Source organism: Burkholderia sp. BCC1999 (assembly GCF_905339975.1).
In the GTDB taxonomy this organism is placed as follows: domain Bacteria; phylum Pseudomonadota; class Gammaproteobacteria; order Burkholderiales; family Burkholderiaceae; genus Burkholderia.
Genome location: NZ_CAJPHP010000007.1, coordinates 1 through 16,547 on the forward strand (window position 1 = coordinate 1; position 16,547 = coordinate 16,547).

Annotated in this window: 19 protein-coding genes; 15 read left to right on the forward strand and 4 right to left on the reverse strand. The window is 68.1% G+C overall.

Features of this window, described 5'->3' with window-relative positions; genetic code table 11:
* Positions 1-131 precede the first annotated feature (131 nt).
* From U5809_RS11355 to U5809_RS11395, 9 genes are all read left to right on the forward strand, one after another.
* A complete protein-coding gene (locus U5809_RS11355; protein ID WP_322086580.1) occupies positions 132-518 on the forward strand; it encodes a DoxX family protein in 387 nt (128 codons plus the stop codon).
* 46 nt (positions 519-564) lie between these two features.
* Positions 565-858: a putative quinol monooxygenase gene (locus tag U5809_RS11360; RefSeq protein WP_282507235.1), complete on the forward strand. Its 294-nt coding sequence runs from the start codon at positions 565-567 to the stop codon at positions 856-858.
* A gap of 407 nt (positions 859-1,265) precedes the next feature.
* The gene (locus U5809_RS11365) at positions 1,266-2,219 is read left to right on the forward strand and encodes a LysR family transcriptional regulator (RefSeq protein ID WP_322086776.1); all 954 of its coding nucleotides are present in this window, start codon (positions 1,266-1,268) and stop codon (positions 2,217-2,219) included.
* A 117-nt stretch (positions 2,220-2,336) separates the two neighbouring features.
* A complete protein-coding gene (locus tag U5809_RS11370) occupies positions 2,337-4,454 on the forward strand; it encodes an FUSC family protein (protein WP_322086581.1) in 2,118 nt (705 codons plus the stop codon).
* Entirely contained in the window at positions 4,438-5,949 is a 1,512-nt protein-coding gene (locus U5809_RS11375; protein ID WP_322086582.1) for an efflux transporter outer membrane subunit, read from the forward strand. The genes U5809_RS11370 and U5809_RS11375 overlap by 17 nt, the downstream gene beginning before the upstream one ends.
* A complete protein-coding gene (locus tag U5809_RS11380) occupies positions 5,939-6,139 on the forward strand; it encodes a DUF1656 domain-containing protein (RefSeq protein ID WP_282507231.1) in 201 nt (66 codons plus the stop codon). Before U5809_RS11375 ends, U5809_RS11380 begins: the two co-directional genes overlap by 11 nt.
* 29 nt (positions 6,140-6,168) lie before the next feature.
* Positions 6,169-7,074 (forward strand): HlyD family secretion protein, encoded by a 906-nt coding sequence (locus U5809_RS11385; RefSeq protein WP_322086583.1) that lies wholly within the window; start codon positions 6,169-6,171, stop codon positions 7,072-7,074.
* 332 nt (positions 7,075-7,406) lie between these two features.
* Entirely contained in the window at positions 7,407-7,709 is a 303-nt protein-coding gene (locus tag U5809_RS11390; protein ID WP_322086584.1) for a DUF3331 domain-containing protein, read from the forward strand.
* Between the two features lie 321 nt (positions 7,710-8,030).
* Positions 8,031-8,231, forward strand: coding sequence for a hypothetical protein (locus U5809_RS11395; protein WP_282507228.1), 201 nt, complete (start codon positions 8,031-8,033; stop codon positions 8,229-8,231).
* A 24-nt stretch (positions 8,232-8,255) separates the two neighbouring features.
* Here the strand turns inward: U5809_RS11395 and U5809_RS11400 are convergent, their stop codons facing one another.
* Positions 8,256-9,164, reverse strand: a complete 909-nt coding sequence (locus U5809_RS11400) for a transporter (RefSeq protein WP_282507227.1) — start codon at positions 9,162-9,164, stop codon at positions 8,256-8,258.
* 162 nt (positions 9,165-9,326) lie between these two features.
* The gene (locus tag U5809_RS11405) at positions 9,327-10,250 is read right to left on the reverse strand and encodes a LysR family transcriptional regulator (protein WP_282507226.1); all 924 of its coding nucleotides are present in this window, start codon (positions 10,248-10,250) and stop codon (positions 9,327-9,329) included.
* A gap of 118 nt (positions 10,251-10,368) precedes the next feature.
* Here U5809_RS11405 and U5809_RS11410 point away from each other — a divergent pair, with 118 nt between their 5' ends.
* The 5 genes from U5809_RS11410 to U5809_RS11430 are packed head-to-tail and all read left to right on the forward strand — an operon-like array spanning position 10,369 to position 15,423.
* Positions 10,369-11,250, forward strand: coding sequence for an intradiol ring-cleavage dioxygenase (locus U5809_RS11410; protein ID WP_322086585.1), 882 nt, complete (start codon positions 10,369-10,371; stop codon positions 11,248-11,250).
* On the forward strand, positions 11,247-11,549 hold the full coding sequence (locus U5809_RS11415; protein ID WP_322086586.1) for a Dabb family protein: 303 nt from the start codon (positions 11,247-11,249) through the stop codon (positions 11,547-11,549). The genes U5809_RS11410 and U5809_RS11415 overlap by 4 nt, the downstream gene beginning before the upstream one ends.
* A 7-nt stretch (positions 11,550-11,556) precedes the next feature.
* Entirely contained in the window at positions 11,557-12,624 is a 1,068-nt protein-coding gene (locus tag U5809_RS11420) for a maleylacetate reductase (protein ID WP_322086587.1), read from the forward strand.
* A gap of 50 nt (positions 12,625-12,674) precedes the next feature.
* Positions 12,675-14,333 (forward strand): bifunctional 3-(3-hydroxy-phenyl)propionate/3-hydroxycinnamic acid hydroxylase, encoded by a 1,659-nt coding sequence (locus U5809_RS11425; protein WP_322086588.1) that lies wholly within the window; start codon positions 12,675-12,677, stop codon positions 14,331-14,333.
* Positions 14,334-14,346: 13 nt separating this feature from the next.
* Entirely contained in the window at positions 14,347-15,423 is a 1,077-nt protein-coding gene (locus tag U5809_RS11430) for an alpha/beta hydrolase family protein (protein ID WP_322086589.1), read from the forward strand.
* Positions 15,424-15,478: 55 nt separating this feature from the next.
* Here U5809_RS11430 and U5809_RS11435 read toward each other — a convergent pair whose 3' ends face one another.
* Positions 15,479-15,742 (reverse strand): hypothetical protein, encoded by a 264-nt coding sequence (locus tag U5809_RS11435; protein WP_322086590.1) that lies wholly within the window; start codon positions 15,740-15,742, stop codon positions 15,479-15,481.
* A 31-nt stretch (positions 15,743-15,773) separates the two neighbouring features.
* Here U5809_RS11435 and U5809_RS11440 point away from each other — a divergent pair, with 31 nt between their 5' ends.
* Positions 15,774-16,055: a hypothetical protein gene (locus U5809_RS11440; RefSeq protein ID WP_322086591.1), complete on the forward strand. Its 282-nt coding sequence runs from the start codon at positions 15,774-15,776 to the stop codon at positions 16,053-16,055.
* A 20-nt stretch (positions 16,056-16,075) separates the two neighbouring features.
* On the opposite strand, the gene U5809_RS11445 is transcribed toward U5809_RS11440, so the two are convergent.
* Positions 16,076-16,516, reverse strand: a complete 441-nt coding sequence (locus U5809_RS11445) for a nuclear transport factor 2 family protein (protein ID WP_322086592.1) — start codon at positions 16,514-16,516, stop codon at positions 16,076-16,078.
* Between the last annotated feature and the right edge of the window lie 31 nt (positions 16,517-16,547).

Below are 16,547 nucleotides of genomic sequence, written 5' to 3' on the forward strand. Positions count from 1 at the left end.
GCCGCGACGACGCATGCCGTTTCGCGCGGTTGCGCCCGCCCGGACACCGCCGGGCGCAACCGCAACGACCTACCGCGTCGACGCCCGCCGTCGACACCGCCCCTCCGACCGATACCGGATACGAACGCGCCATGGCCGACTATCTCCTGTTCGCGGGCCGCATTTTCATCGCGCTGATGTTCGTGCTGAGCGGCCTCAACAAATTCCTGTTCTTCCAGCACGGCCTCGAGGAAGTGCGCGCGAAGAACCTGCCCCTTCCACACCTTGCGCTCGCCAGCACGATCCTCGTCCAGCTCGTCTGCGGCATCGCGATCATGGTCGGCTTCCAGACCCTGCTCGCCTCGGTGCTGCTCGCGGCCTTCACGCTCGCGACCGCGATCGTGTTCTACGACTTCTGGAACCAGCAAGGCAACCAGCGCACGCTGATGCTGACCGGCTTCCTCGAACACATCAGCATCATCGGCGGCTTCATGATCCTGATCGCCGCCGGCCCCGGCCGCCTGGTCACCCACGGGTAAGCCGCCCGTCCATCGCCCCGCACGCGCACGAGATCGGAGCACGAACATGACACAACTGCACATCGTCGCAGTGCTGTACGCAAAGGCCGGCCACGAGGCACGCCTGCGCACCCGGCTCGCCGAACTGGTCGAACCGTCCCGGCAGGAACGCGGCAACCTGCGCTACGAACTGCTGATCGACGAAGCCGACCCGCGTCGCTTCGTGTTCGTCGAGCAGTGGGAGGACGCGCAGGCGCACGCCAGCCATCACAACGAGAGTCCGCACATCGCCGCGTTCCAGGCGCGTGACTGGGACGCCGTCGACAAGGTGGAGGTCTATCGCCTCAACCAGCTCGCCTGACGGCCGCTGCCAGGGCGGCAGCGCGCGCACGCACGCCGCGGATTCGACGCTCGCGCCGCCCCGGCGGTGGCGCGATCGATCGTTCCATGCACGGAACACTGAGGACCACCCGGCCCGGCTATCGACAGACGACACCTTCCACTACGCTTGAACCCATACGGACTACCGACGGCGTCGGGCTCGCGTGAAGCGCCCTGCCCGCGAACCGCCCGTTCGCGCTACGTTCGGCGCGCCGGATACGCGTCGCGTTTCCGCGTATTGCAGCGCGTGCCGCCGCGCATCGCGCTTTCGTCGCACCATTCGCACCGCCGCAAGCCGCCGTATCGTCCGTCGATCGCGGCGGCAAGCGCGACAGATGACCGCCCCTGGCACATGCCCGACGCCCCTCGGACTGCATCATGAAATCCCTGAACATTGACGATATCCAGGCCTTCCTGTTCGCCGTCGAGCGGCAGAGCATCACCGAATCCGCGCGCCGGCTCGGCCTGTCGAAGTCCGTCGTCAGCAAACGCATCAGCGACCTCGAACGCACGCTCGGCGTGCAGCTGCTGATGCGCTCGACCCGCAACGTGACGCCGACGGAAGCCGGTTTGACCTTCTATCGCGCCGCGTCGGAATCCATGCGCCGGCTCGTCGACGTTGCCGAGGAAATCGCCGAACGCGCGCACGGCCTGTGCGGCGAGCTGCGCATCACGTCGCCCGTGAGCCTCACCCGCCGCTGGCTCGGAACGGCGGTCGCGAAGTTCGCCGCCGCGCATCCGCAGCTGCGCGTCACGCTCGAAACCGACGATCGCTCGGTAAACCTCGAAGTCGAGCGCTTCGACGTCGCGATCCGCTCCGCGCGGCTGCCGGACAGCGCGCTGATCGCGCGCCGCGTCGCCACCTGCGAGCGTGTCGTCGTTTGCAGCCCCGGCTATCTCGCGGCCCACGGCGCACCGGACTCGATCGACGCGCTGCTCGAGCACCGCTGCCTGAACTACAGCCACGCGGCGCCGTCGGCCACGTGGACGTTCACGACACCTGGCAGCCTCGGCAAGCCGCGCGCGATCACACCGGGCAGCGTGTTCCTGTCGAACAACGGCGAGACGCTGTGCGATGCCGCGGTGCAAGGCATCGGCATCGCGATGCTGCCGCGCTACATCGCCGACGAATATCTGCGCGCCGGCAGGCTGGTACGCGTGCTCGCCGATGAAGCGCCTCAGGACGAGGTGATCTACGCGGTCTATCCGCGCAATCCGTATGCAAGCAACAAGCTGAAGCTGTTCATCGAGCACGTGCGCATCGCGCTGCTCGACTCGCCATGGTCCGCCGGCACGGACAAGGTGCTGCACGACGAAACGCTGTCGGCGGATTCCGTCTGAAGAGATGCGCGCCACCCTGTCGAGCCTGATCCATTCTTCGCTCACGCCATGCCACCGGACAAGCGCACGATAACGCGCCCCTTCGATGCAGCGACCTTCGCACGCACGCTGCTTGGCATGTGCCGCGAATACGGCCGAACCGACGGCGCGCGCCTGATCCATGTCGCGAAGACGGCCGTCGCCGTCGTGCTCGCGCTGAGCGTGTCGATGCGGCTGGAGCTGGCGGCCCCGCGCACGGCGATGGTGACGGTCGTGATCCTGATGATGCATCAGCACAGCGGAATGGTGATGGCGCGCGGCTTCTATCGCGGCGTCGGCATGCTGGTCGGCAACCTGGCCGCGATCGTGCTGATCGGTGCATTCCCGCAAGAGCGCGTGCTGTTCCTCGGTGCACTCGTGCTGTGGATCGGCTGCTGTACATGGGGCGCCGCGTACTTCCGCAACTATCAGTCGTACGGCTTCGTGCTCGCCGGTTATGCGACGTGCATCGCGGCGATTCCGTCGATCGAACGCCCCTACGACATCATTGCCAATGTCGTCACCGGGCTCGGAGAAGTGTCGATCGGCATCCTGTCGGCCGGCGTCGTCAGTGCGCTGATCCTGCCACGCCATGTTCGCGCAATGCTGATGAAGACCGGCGAGGACCACTATGCGGACTTCATCGGCTTCGTGCGCGCCACGCTCACGCGGACCCTGCCGACCGACGAACAGAGCCACCGCTACATGCGGCTCCTCGCCGCGCGCGCGCAACTCGAGAACCTGCGCAGCGCGGCGGTGTTCGAGGATCCCGACCTGCGCGCGCGCAACGACATCATGACGCGCATGGCCGGACAATTCCTCGATGCCGGCGCGCGTTTCCACGCGCTGCATCAATATCGCGCGCGCCTGGACCTCGCTGTCGAGCAGCGCGCGGCCGACGCGCTGTCGGCCGCCTGCGACGACGTCGCGCACGTGCTGCCGCCGGACGATCCCGCGCGCGCGTTCGACCTGCGGGCCGTCGAGCAGCTCGTCGACGCACTCGACCAGGTCGTTGCGCGGTTGCCGGAAAGCGGTACGCGCGAACCCGCACCGACATTCGTGCCCGACGCGCGCGATGCGCTGACCGGCCTGTCGCTGCTCCGACAGGCGCTCGGCAGCCTGCGCGCATATCTGGCGGACTTCGTCGCGATTCGTCTGCAGCCTGCGCCCGCCGCGATCGCACCTGGTACGGCCCGGGCGCCGGCCCGGATCGTCACCAGCGCGAATCGCATGGTGTCCGCCGCGGCAGGACTGCGCGCGATCGTCGCGGTGTCAGCAGTATCGCTGTTCTGGATCGCGTCGGGCTGGACCGGCGCGGCCGGTGCCGTGGTCTCCGCGACGATCGCCAGCGCGCTGTATTCGATCATGCCGGCGCCGGCCGCGGCGACACGCCAGGTCGCGCTCGGCTGCGCAATCGCCTGGCTCGCCAGTCTCGCGTTCAATTTCGGTCTGCTGCCCAACCTGGACGGCTTCGCGCCGCTCGCCGCGGCAGTCGCGCTGTTCGTCGCGGTCGGCGCGTATCTGAATTCATTTCCGAAGACGGCCGCGTTCGGTCTCGGCTTCAACATCTACTTCTGCTTCCTGACCAACATCACCAACCCCGGTGTCTATGCGCCCACCGCGACGCTCGATGCCGGCTTCTCGTCGATCCTTGGCATCGTGGCCGCATCGCTCGCTTATTCCGTCGTCGCGCCGTATGCAGGCGACTGGGCGACCGGACGCTATCTCCACGCGCTGCGGCGACTGGTTTCCGTCGATGCGTGCTTCGGCGAACTCGTCGGCCTGATGCCGCGCTTCGATGCGGGCGTGCGCGATTTCATGCTGCAGATCGCCGCGCGACCGGCAACCGGCCACCTCGGTCAGCAGGAACTGTTCGCCTGGAGTTTCGCGTCGCTGGAGATCGGTCGCAGCATCGTCGACCTGCGCACGGCCGGCGCCGCCGAGCCGCCCGACAGCGCGTGGCGTGTGCACGAACGCGCGCTGTGTACGGCGGTTGCGCGCCTGTTCGAGCAGCCGTCGCCCGAGACGCTGCGCGATGCCGAACGCGCTGCCACCGATGCGCTCGCCGCGCTGAACGCCACGCCGCTGCTCACGACCGGGACGGCGCAGCGCGTCGCCGACTACGTCCACTTCATCCTCGTGTCGCTGCAATGCAATCTCATCCCGCTGCAGCCCCCGTCCACCCTGCCCACCCAGACCGATGACGCATGCGCGTAATCCCGAGCGCCGCAGCACGGCACGCTCGCCCCGCCCCCTCGCCACGCGCGCGATTGCGGCGCTCGCCGTGCTGTGGCTCGGTGCGTGCGCGAACACCGGCGGCATCGCGCCGCGCGCGACGCTCGTCGATGTCGACACGCTCGCGCAAGGCATGCCCGCAGCCGCCTCGGAGGCGTCGTGGCCGCGCGACGACTGGTGGCGCGCGTGGCACGATCCGCAGCTCGACGCGCTAGTCGACGATGCCATCGCCGGCAGCCCCGCGCTGCGCGTCGCGCAGGCCCGCATCGACCGCTATGCCGAACTCGCACGCATCGCCGGTGCGTCGCGCTACCCGATCGTATCCGCGAGCGGCGACTTCGGCCGCATGCGCTTCGCCCGCTTCGCGAGCCCGAGCCCACCGGGCGGCAACACCGTCTGGAACAACTCGGTGGGCGCGAACCTCGGCTACCAGCTCGACCTGTGGGGCAAGCATCGCGCCGAACGCGACGGCGCGCTCGACGGCACGCTGGCGGCCGAGGCCGACGCACGCGTCGCGCGCCTGACGCTCGAAACCGCGGTCGTGCGCACCTACGTCACGTTCGCGAGGACATTCGACCAGCGCGACGTCGCCGTGGCGACCCGCAAGCGCCAGCAGGACGTCGTCGACATCATCGCGCGCCGCTACCGGGCAGGTCTCGCGAGCCGCTTCGAAATCACGCAGGCCAGCACGCCGGTCGCGACGACGCGCGCGCAGATCGAGGAACTCGACCGGCAGCTCGCGGTGCTGCGCAACGCGCTGGCGGTGCTCACCGGCCGCGGGCCGGGCGCTGGCGCGGCGCTCGCGCGGCCCGCGCTGCGGCTCGACGTACCGGTCGCACTGCCGGCGAACCTGCCGGCCGAACTCGTCGGCCACAGGCCGGACATCCGCGCCGCACGCTGGCGCGTCGAGGCGATGGCCAAGGGGATTCACGCCGCGCACGCCGACTTCTATCCGAACATCGACCTGATCGCGAGCGCCGGGCTCGCGTCCGCGGCGTTCGGCGGCTTCTTCACGTTCATCGACAACGATGCGATGACGCACGGGTTCGGCGCGGCCATTTCGCTGCCGATCTTCGACGGCGGCGTGCGTCAGGGCCGCTACGGCGTCGCGGTCGCCGACTACGACCTTGCGGTCGAGACGTATAACGAGGCCGTGCTCGCGGCGTTTCGCGACGTCGCTGACCAGGTCGTGTCGCTGCAGTCGCTCGCGCAGCAGCAGGTGGACATCGAGGCGGCGAACGGGTCCGCGCAACGCGCGTTCGACGATGCGACGCAGGGCTATCGCGCGGGCCTCACGGATTACCTGAACGTGCTGGCGACCCAGACTGAACTTCTGCAGGCACAGCAGGCGCTCGCCAGCGTGCGCGCCGCACGCCTCGACACCTGGGCGCAGCTGATGACGGCGCTCGGCGGCGGCGTCGAACTGCCGGGCGACGCCGCCGCCCGGCCACCACGGGGAGTGCCCGATGTTCGCTGAATTTCCGCTCGCGTCGCTGCTCGTGCCGGGCGTGCTGCCTGCGTTCCTCGGCTGCGGCCTCGCCTTCTGGATCGTCGACCGCGTGCTCGCCCGCGCGGGGCTGTACCGGCACGTGTGGCATCCGGCGCTGTTCCGCGTGTCCGCGTTCGTGTGCCTGTTCTGCGGCGCCGGCCTGCTGCTGGCCGGCTGATGGATCACCCTGCTTCGTATCGAGTCAACATGCGTGCCCAAACCTGTTTCCGCGTGGCGGCTACCCTGCTGCTGTTCGCCGCCGCCATCCTGCTCGCCCACGCGCTGTGGAATCGCTACATGTATGCGCCGTGGACGCGCGACGGACGCGTGCGTGCCAAGGTCGTCAATATTGCGCCTGACGTATCGGGCATCGTGACCGACGTGCTCGTCGCCGATAACCAGCCGGTGCGCCGCGGCGACGTGCTGTTTCGCATCGACGCCGATCGCTTTCGCTACGCGCTTGCGCAAGCCGACGCGCAGGTCGACCTGCGCAAGGCCGAGCTCGACATGCGCCTCCAGCAGGCGTCGCGTCGTGCCCAGCTCGACAGCGCAGTGATCTCGGCGGAAGTGCGCGAGGATGCCGGCTCGGCCGCGCGGCAGGCACGGGCCGGTTACCAGGCGGCGCTCGCGACGCGCGACGTCGCGCGCCTGAATCTCGCGCGTAGCGAAATTCGCGCGCCGGTCGACGGCTACATCACGAACCTGAACCTGTACCCGGGCGACTATGCGAGCGCGGGCGTCGCGCGCCTCGCGCTGATCGACGCGCATTCATACTGGGTCTACGGCTATTTCGAGGAAACCAAGCTGCCCCAGGTGCACGTCGGCGATCCGGCCGAGATCCGGCTGCTCGCCGGCGGGCCGTCGTTGGCCGGGCACGTCGAAAGTGTCGCGCGCGGCATCAGCGATCGCGACAACCCGGCCGGCTCGACGCTGCTCGCCGACGTCAATCCGATCTTCACGTGGGTCCGGCTCGCGCAGCGCGTACCGGTCCGGATCCGGCTGGACGGCATGCCGCGCGACGGCTTCCTCGCGGCCGGGACGACCTGCACGGTCACGCTGCGCCCGACGCCGCACTCCACGGCACGCGGCGCGGCGCCGGATGGCCGCCCATGATGCGGCCTTGCGGCCGAATGCGCGCGGGCACACCGGTGTTCGATATCGAGCAACACCGTGTTCGTGGTCGCACGCCTTCCGATGGCGCTGCGTGCGCTTTTACACTGGGGGTTCGTCGACGATGTGGACCGTGCGCCGACGCATCCCGAACCGACCGCGCACGGTCCCGATCGACCCCGACCGGCGCCGATCTCACAGGGCGACAGGAGGCCGGCAATGGCATTCAGCGTATCGAATGACCTCCCGTGTGGCGCCGGTCAGCCGACGCCATCCCGTTCGTCACCGCATGTTGCGGGCCGGTCTCGCGGCCGTCGTACCGAGGACAATCAATCATGTTGACCGTTACTCCCGTCGGCATCGCGCCGCGCGCGTCTTCGCCCGGTCGCAGTCAGGTTCAGGTCACGCTGCTCGAGTGGTCGCACGAATCGCTGCTCGTGCGCTGGGTCGAAAGCGGCCGTCTGCACTACGGCGAACAGAGGTGGCGGCGCACGCGCGCACGACGCGATGGACGGTGCGCGTATTCGGGCCGCGCGATCGTGCAGGGCGAGGCCGTGTTTCGTCCGACCGGTCGGCCGCGGCCCGCGAATCATCTCGCGATGATCGCAGCCGCCGCGGTCGCGTCGCTCGATGCTTGATGCTCAGCGCGGTGCAGCGTCGATCGCGCGGAACGAGGTGTGCTTCTTCGAAACCTGTTTGCGCGAGCCGTACGTTGCCAGGGAACAGACGGCACCCGCTTCGACACGTCTTGCGCACGCCGGAGACTCGTTCGCACGCATTTCACCGGGTTCGTTGATCGCCAGGAGACAGTGCGTCGCGAAGATACCCGCTTATCGTCCGACGCGATCGCACGTATCGTCGACACATGCGGTCCGATGCCGGCGATGTCATCGACTTCGTTCGCCAACCGCGCCGTACACGCTCATGTGGAAGCGGCCGCCATCAAAAGGAATCCGATCATGGAATTCGTACTGGACCACTCGCTCGACGACGAAACCGCGCGCGCGGTCGAACATGAAATCTGGCGAGTCGACCCCGACGCGAAGGTCGAGATCGATCGCGCGACGTCGCACGTGAAGGTCGAATCATGGTTGTTCCCCGAGGAATTCGTCGTCGCGTTCGAGGATGCCGGCTACAGCGTCAGGATCAAGGATCACTGACGCGCGAAGCCCGGTCCGGCGCCCTTACAGCGGAAAACTGAACTGCACCCACAGCTTGTCGCCCTGCGGCCGGTTGCGCACCGCGAACTCGTGCTGGTATTTCACGACCACGCCCGACGCCGGCCCCCACATGTAGCGCAACTGCGGACCGATCGCGACCGTTTGCCCGCGAAAGCCGTCCGAGCCGACCTTCACGCCGTCCTGCGTATCGTCGGTGAACTGCTTCAGGAACGTGCCCTGCACGCCGACCTGCACGCGCCGGTCGATCGAATAGCCGATCAGGTAGTCGAGTACGGCGACCGCGCCCGAGTGGTAGCGCGTCGCGTGGTTCGGCGAGTTCAGCTCCAGCAGCGTGGTCGTCGAAATCTCCCAGTCGCGGCCCGGAAACCACGTCGTACTGAGATATGGCAGGAACGCGTACGTGTTCAGCCCCGTGTTCGCGATCCGGTTCACCGAATACGCGCCGCTCGGCACCGCGAACGACGGCGAGAAGAACGCGAAGAAGGTCTTCGACGCATTCGCGTAGTTGACCATGAACGGCTCGAGGATCACGTCGCCGAGCGACGTGCGGTTGCCGGTGCCGCCCGGCGTCGACAGATGCAGGTGCACGATCGGCACGATCGCACTGCTCGACAGCGAGAACGGCCCGAACGTCGCGCCCCAGGTATGGACGACGCGCGGCGTTTCCGCGACGACGCTCAGGTGGAACCCCGGCACCGCGTTGCCACCGTCTGGCCCGGCAAAGCGGTTTGCCGAGTAGTACAGCGAATAGTTGAAGTACTGCGTGTTGCCGGGCGGCGGCAGCATCCCGTTCAGCACCGTGTTGACGCCGAACGGATAGCTGATCTGCCCGCTCTCCGTGGCCGACGCCGGAACGTGAATGGCTCCGGCGATCAGGAGTGCCAACGGCACTCGTCGCAATGCATGTTTCATGTCGTCTCCAGACCGGATTGTTATCGTGTAATCGCGAGCCGGGCTCTGCTGGCCCGGGGAGACGCAATGTAAAACGCACGACAGCGGCGAAAAAGACGACGATCGGGAGAACAGTTCTCCGCCACACGGAGAAATGCGCGACAGCGCCGCACCGGCTTGCGATCAGCGGCCGACTTCCTTCCATTTGCGCGCGAGTCCGAGGCGTTCGAAACGCTCGATCAGGAACTCGGTGAAGACGCGGATCTTTGCCGGCTGGTGCCGGCGGCTCTGGTACGCGATATTGACGGTGAGCGCCGGCAGTTGCCAGCCGGTGAGCACCGGCACCAGCTTTCCCGCGACGATATCGTCATGGATGATGTAAAGCGGCTGGATCAGGATGCCGAGCCCGGCGAGCGCCGCCGCACGGATCACCTGCCCTTCGTTCGCATCGAGCACGCTCTTGATCGTGACCGACTGCGTCTTCGCGCCATGGCGGAAATGCAGCACGTACGGATCGTTCGCGAGGTTGTAGACCAGCAGCCGATGGTCGCACAGCGCGTCGGGCGTCGCCGGTGCGCCATGCTTCGCCAGATACCCGGGCGACGCGGCCAGCACGCGCCGCGTCTCGGCGAGCTTGCGCACGGTGATGCCCGAATCGGCTTCGTGCTCGCGCGTGCGGATCGCCACGTCGATGCCGGCCTCGATGAAATCCGGGTAGCGGTTCGCCGCGATGATCTGCACGTTCAGGTTCGGGTAGCGCCGGTGAAACTCCGGCAGCGCGGGCGCGATATAGATCGATGCGAACGACACCGACGCGGTCACGCGCAGCGTGCCGGCCGGATTGACGCTCGCCTCGTTGACGGCGGCATCGGCCTCGGACAGCTCCGTCAGGATCGCGACGCAACGCCGGTGGTACTCGTGCCCCGCGTCGGTCAGCCACAGGCGGCGCGTGGTGCGCTCGACGAGCCGCGCGCCCAGTCGCTCCTCCAGCGCATTCAGGCAACGGCTCGCCGCCGCGCTCGACATGCCGAGCCGGTCAGCGGCCTTCGACAGGCTGCCCAGCTCGGCCACCTGCACGAAAAATTCGATCTGCGTCCACTTGTCCATGCGTTCGATTCTTCCACCTGGCGGAGAACAAAACTCCTCCAAACCATCTTTTTTACGATTCAGGGAGGAATTAATGTTACGTCAACGCGCCATCGAACGACATCAGGAGACAACCCCTATGCGCAATCTCAACGAAGACACCATCACGCAGGCCGTCATCGCGTCGCTCTCCGGCTGTCGCGACGAGCGGCTGCGCACGGTGATGACGAGCCTCGTCCAGCATCTGCATTCGTTCGCCCGCGAGACGAAGCTCACCGAGGCCGAATGGGAAGCCGCGATCGGCTTCCTGACGGCCGTCGGCCACATCACCGACGACAAGCGCCAGGAGTTCATCCTGCTGTCCGACGTGCTCGGGCTGTCGACGCTCGTCACCGCGCAGAATCATGCGAAACCGGCCGGCTGCACGGAGGCGACCGTATTCGGCCCGTTCTATGTCGACGGCAGCCCCGAATTCGCGATGTTCGACGACATCGCGAACGGCGCATGCGGCGAGCCCTGCTTCGTGTCCGGCCATGTGCGCGGCATCGACGGCACGCCCATCGCGAACGCGTCGCTGGAAGTCTGGCAGGCCGACGAGGACGGCCACTACGACGTGCAGCAGCCGGACGACGACGGATCCGTCACGCATCGTGCGCGCGGGCGGCTGCGCAGCGGCGCCGACGGCCGTTACGCGTTCCGCTCGATCCTCGCCGAGCCGTATCCGATTCCGCACGACGGCCCCGTCGGCGCGATGCTCGATGCGCTCGGCCGCCATCCGTGGCGCCCCGCGCACCTGCACTTCATGATTGACGCGCGCGGCTACGAAACGCTGATCACGCACGTGTTCCGCGACGGCGACCGCTATCTCGACTCCGACGCCGTCTTCGGCGTGCGCTCGACGCTCGTCGCCGACTGGGTACGGCATGCGCCGGGCCTCGCACCCGACGGAACGCGGATGGACACGCCGTTCTACACGCTCGACTACGACTTCGTGCTGAATCACGCGGAGCGTGCCGCATGATCCGGCACGTCGTGATGTGGAACGTTGCAGGCGCAACCGACCACGAGCGCGCGGAAGCGCGCGCCAGCGTCAAGACGGCCTTCGAAAGCCTGCGCGGCCGGATTCCCGGCATGACGCACCTCGAGGTCGGGGCGGATTTCAGCGCGGCCGACTACGCGTGCGACCTGATTCTCGTCGCCGAATTCGAATCGCGCGAAGCGCTCGCCGGCTATGCGGCGCATCCCGAACACGCACGGGTACGCGACGCACTGACGGGCCTGCGCATCGCGCGCCATCAGGTCGACTACGCCACGGAGTGACCACGACATGAACTTCATCTATCAGGCGCGTCCGGCACGCGTCGTCTTCGGCGCAGGCAGCCTGCAACATCTCGAACGCGAGGTGCTGGAACTCGGCGCGCAGCGCGCGATCGTCCTCTGCACGCCGGAGCAACGCGGCCTCGCGCAACGCATCGTCGACCGGCTCGGCGCACGTTCCGCCGGGCTGTACGACCGCGCGACGATGCACGTGCCGATCGAGATCGCCCGCGATGCGCAGGCGTTCGCCCGGTCGTGCGACGCGGATTGCGCGATCGCGATCGGCGGCGGCTCGACGATCGGCCTCGGCAAGGCGATCGCGCTCGAAAGCAGCCTGCCGATCCTCGCGATACCGACGACGTACGCCGGCAGCGAAATGACCCCGATCTACGGCCTGACCGAAGGCGGCCTCAAGCGCACCGGCTCCGATGCACGCGTGTTACCGAAAACGGTGATCTACGATCCCGAGCTCACCGTGACGCTGCCGGTCGAGCTATCGGTGACGAGCGGCCTCAATGCGATCGCGCATGCAGCGGAGGGTCTGTATGCGAACAATGCGAATCCGGTCATGAGCCTCATCGCCGAGGAAGGCATCCGCGCGCTGGCGCGCGGCCTGCCCGGCGTGCGCCGGAACGCGGCCGATCTCACTGCGCGCGGCGACGCGCTCTACGGTGCGTGGCTGTGCGGAATGGTCCTCGGCAACGTCGGCATGGCGCTGCACCACAAGCTCTGTCACACGCTCGGCGGCAGCTTCAATCTGCCGCACGCGCCGACCCACACGGTCGTGCTGCCGCACGCGCTCGCGTACAACGCAGCGCATGCCCCCGAGGCGATGCAGCGGATCGCCCGCGCGATCGGGACGAACGACGCCGCGCGCGGCCTCTACGCACTGGCGCTCGACAACGGCGCACCGGTCTCGTTGAAGGCGATCGGCATGCAGGAGGCCGATCTCGATCGCGCGGCCGATCTCGCGGCCGCCAACCCGTACTGGAACCCGCGCCCGATCGAACGCGACGGCCTGCGCGCACTGCTGCAGGACGCCTTCGACGGCAACCTGCCCGGCACGACCGCGCACTGAGCCGACCACACGACAAACCAACAAACGAACCCGTCATGGAGACACCCCACATGAATACCGAACCGAGCGCACAGGGTCACGATGCCGTCGAACCGTGCGACGTCGCGATCGTCGGCTACGGCCCGACCGGTCTCGTCGCCGCGTCGATGCTGGGCCGCGCCGGCCATCGCGTGATCGTCCTCGAACGCTGGCCGACGCCTTACGGGCTGCCGCGTCTCACGCACATCGACGGCGAAACCGCGCGCATCGTGCAGGCCAGCGCCGACGTCGATCACGCGCTGCGCAACGCGAAGGCCGTCGACACCTACCACTACCGCGACGCGAACGGCGACCTGCTGCTGGAACTGAACTGGACCGGCCGCGCGTGCGGCTATCCCGCGCACATCTCGATCTACCAGCCCGATATCGAGGATGCAATCGATGCGCGCGCCAGCACCTTCAGGAACGTGACGATCCTGCGCGGCTGGGAAGTCGACACGCTGCAGCAGGACGACGACGGCGTGACGCTGACCGCGCATCCGTCGCGCTGCGGCCAGGACGCGCAATGGACCGGCAAGCCGCGCGTCATTCGCGCCCGCTACGTGATCGGCGCGGACGGCGCGAACAGCCTCGTGCGCCGCACGCTCGGCATCGAACGGTCCGATTTCGGCTACAACGAACGCTGGCTCAATCTCGATTCGGAGAACAAGCGCGATCTCGGCGACGGCTGCGCGCGCACGACGATCTACTGCGATCCGGCGCGTGCGTACATGCACATGCCGATCGGCACGAAGCGCACGCGTTTCGAGTTGCGCGTGCTGCCGAACGAATCGACGGCCGAATGGGAAACCGAGGCCGCCGGCTGGAAGTGGCTCGAGGATCACTACGGCTACGGCCCGGACGACCTGAAGCTGCTGCGTCACGTCGTCTACACGTTCGAGACGCGCATGGCCGAACGCTGGCGCTCCGGCCGCGTGCTGCTCGCGGGCGACGCCGCGCACACGATGATGCCGTACATGGGGCAAGGCGCGTGCTCCGGCATGCGCGACGGCATCAACCTCGCGTGGAAGCTCGATCTCGTGCTGACCGGGCGCGCGTCCGCCGACCTGCTCGACACCTACGAAGCCGAGCGTCGCCCGCACGTGAGCGCGATCACGCAGATGTCGCTGTTTCTCGGGCAGGTCGTCAACGAGGACGATCCGCGCAAGGTCGCCGAGCGCGACGCGGCATTCCGCTCCGGCAACATGCCGCCGATGCCGCCGTTCCCGAAGCTCGATCACGGCATCGTGCACGCCGAAGCCGACGGCACGCTGCTGCCGACGACCGGTGCACCGGCACCGCAAGGCCGCGCACGGCGCGGCGCGGCGGAAGGCCGCTTCGACGACGTGGTCGGCCAGGGCTTCCAGCTCGTCACGCGCGAGCACCCTGCCCGCCATCTCGACGATGCGCAGCGCGCGTTCCTCGCGCAGCTCGGTTGTCACGTCGCCGTGCTCGCCGACGACGTGTGCGCGCCGGATGCGGTGGTCGATCTCGACGGCGAACAGCACGCGTTCATGCAAGCGCACGGGATTGCCGCATATATCAAGCGGCCCGATTTCGTCGTGTTCGGTTCGGTGGCCGACCTGCGTGACCTCGGCGCGCTCGTCGATGCACTCCGCGGCAAACTGCACTGGTCCGCCTTGTCGAGCGAGCCGTCCGCGGCTTCGGCGGCCGTCACCCACGCATCGTGAAGGAGACCGACACATGACGACCGAACTGTCACCGTTCGCGCTGTCGCTGCAGCGCGCGATGCCGGTCACGCGCCTGCTCGACTGCGGGATGGACTACGCGGATGCGATCGCGCTGCACGCCCGCACGTCGGCCGGCGAACCGTGGGATGTCGCGGCCGAGGCGCTGGCGGACGCGCAGCTCGCGCGCGCCGCGCAGGCGGCGGATGCCGGCCACCTGGTCACGGCCGCCGACGCGCAGGCAATGGCCATCGCCGATCTGTTGTTTGCGCAGATGGCGTTCAATCACGACGTGCCGCGCAAGCGTGCGCTCTATGCGCGGCTCGTCGACGCGTCGCACGGCCTCGCGCGCTGGTCCGACAAGCGGATCGAGCGCGTCGAGGCGCCGTTCGGCGATACGCACCTGATCGGCTGGCTGGTCCGCCCGCCGGTGGAGCAGCTGCGCGGCACCGTGATCGTGTTCGGCGGCCAGAGCGGCTGGGGCTTCGCGTACTGGCCGATCGCCCGCGCGCTCGCGGCTCGCGGCATCGCCACGCTGCTCGCCGAAGGGCCCGGCCAGGGCGAGACGCGGCTCGAACAGCGGATCTTCGTCGACGTCGACATGAGCGCCGCGTATCGGCGCTTCGTCGATCATGTCGCCGACCGCGTACCCGGGCCGATCGGCATCTGGGGGAACAGCATCGGCGGGTTGTGGGCGGCGTCGACCGCTGCGAGCGATCAACGGATCGCGGCCTGTTGCGTGAACGGCGCGCTCGCGGCGCCGACGCTGCTGCCGTTTCGTACGTTCGTCGAGCAGGCCGCGGCGATGCTCGGCACCGACGACCCCGATGCAGTGGCGGCGAACTTCGCGCGGATGAGCTTTTCGTCCGGGCGCGATCGCATCGCGTGCCCGCTGCTGGTGCTGCACGGCGGCGAGGATCCGCTGATCCGGCTCGACGACCAGCAGCCGTTTCTCGATGCGGCGACGTCCGATGATGCGACGCTGAAGGTCTGGCCCGACGGCGAACATACGATCTACAACCACGCGTCCGAGCGCACCGCGTTCGTGTGCGACTGGTTCGTCGAGCGGCTGGCGCGGGCGACAGCCGTGTGACCACGCATGCGGTGCCGGCCGTGCTGGCGGTCGACACCGTGCGCGGCACCAGGACTTACGACGTCGCGCCGCCGTTCGCCACGACGCCGTCGATTTCCGCCCGTGTGAAGCCGTACTTCGCCATCCGCTCGCGATGATCGGCCGAGCCGAGATACGCGCGCCGTTGTGCGTTCACGGCCTGCACGAGCGCCTCGTTGGTCCGGCTGAACGAAAAGCCGCCAACGGGCACCGCCGCCCCCGCGCCACGCGTGTGCGAAACGGCCTCCAGCCGCTCGTCAGTGTCGGCGAGCGGCGCGTACGATGCGCATTTGCGCCGCATCCGCCGACTGTTCGAAGACAACCTCGCGCGCATGACACGCACGATCGAGGCAAGCTTTCCGGCCGGCACGAAAGTGAGCCGGCCGGTCGGCGGCTTCGTGCTCTGGCTCGAACTGCCGAAGCGTTTCGATTCACGCGCGCTGTTCGACGCCGCGCTCGAACACGGCATCTGCTTCGCGCCGGGCGACGTGTTCTCCGCCGGCCGGCGCTTTCGTCATTGCCTGCGCCTGAGCGCGGGCCACGTGTGGAATGAACGGATCGAGGACGGCGTCCGGCGCCTTGGCCAGCTCGCGCACGCGCAACTCGCGCGCTGACCGCACCGCCGCCGCCTCGCTCAGCCGCCGATCTTGAACGTCGGCAACTGCTGCCCGAGCCGCGCGCCCATTTCCGCGCCGAGCGCCTGCAGCGCATTGAACGGCCGGATCATGACTTCGAACTCGACGATCCGCCCGTCGTCGTCGAAGCGGATCATGTCGATTCCTTTCAGTGCCTTGTCGTCGACGGCCGCGCTGAATTCCAGCACCACGCTCTTGCCGTCGTCGGTGACGAACTGGCGGTAATACGTGAAATCCTGGAGGATCGTGATCACCGTGCGCAACGCCAGCAACAGCGCAGGCGCGGGCCCATACGGCTTGAACGCCATCGGCGAACGGAACACGGCATCGGGGTGGACGATCGACTCCAGCTCGCCGAAGTCCTTGTTTTCGATCATCCCGTGCCACGCGTCGAGCGACTTCGCGACAGCGGGAGGGACATACGTCGGTGCATTCATCATCGTGGACTCCTGAATCGTCGGACGAAAAGAA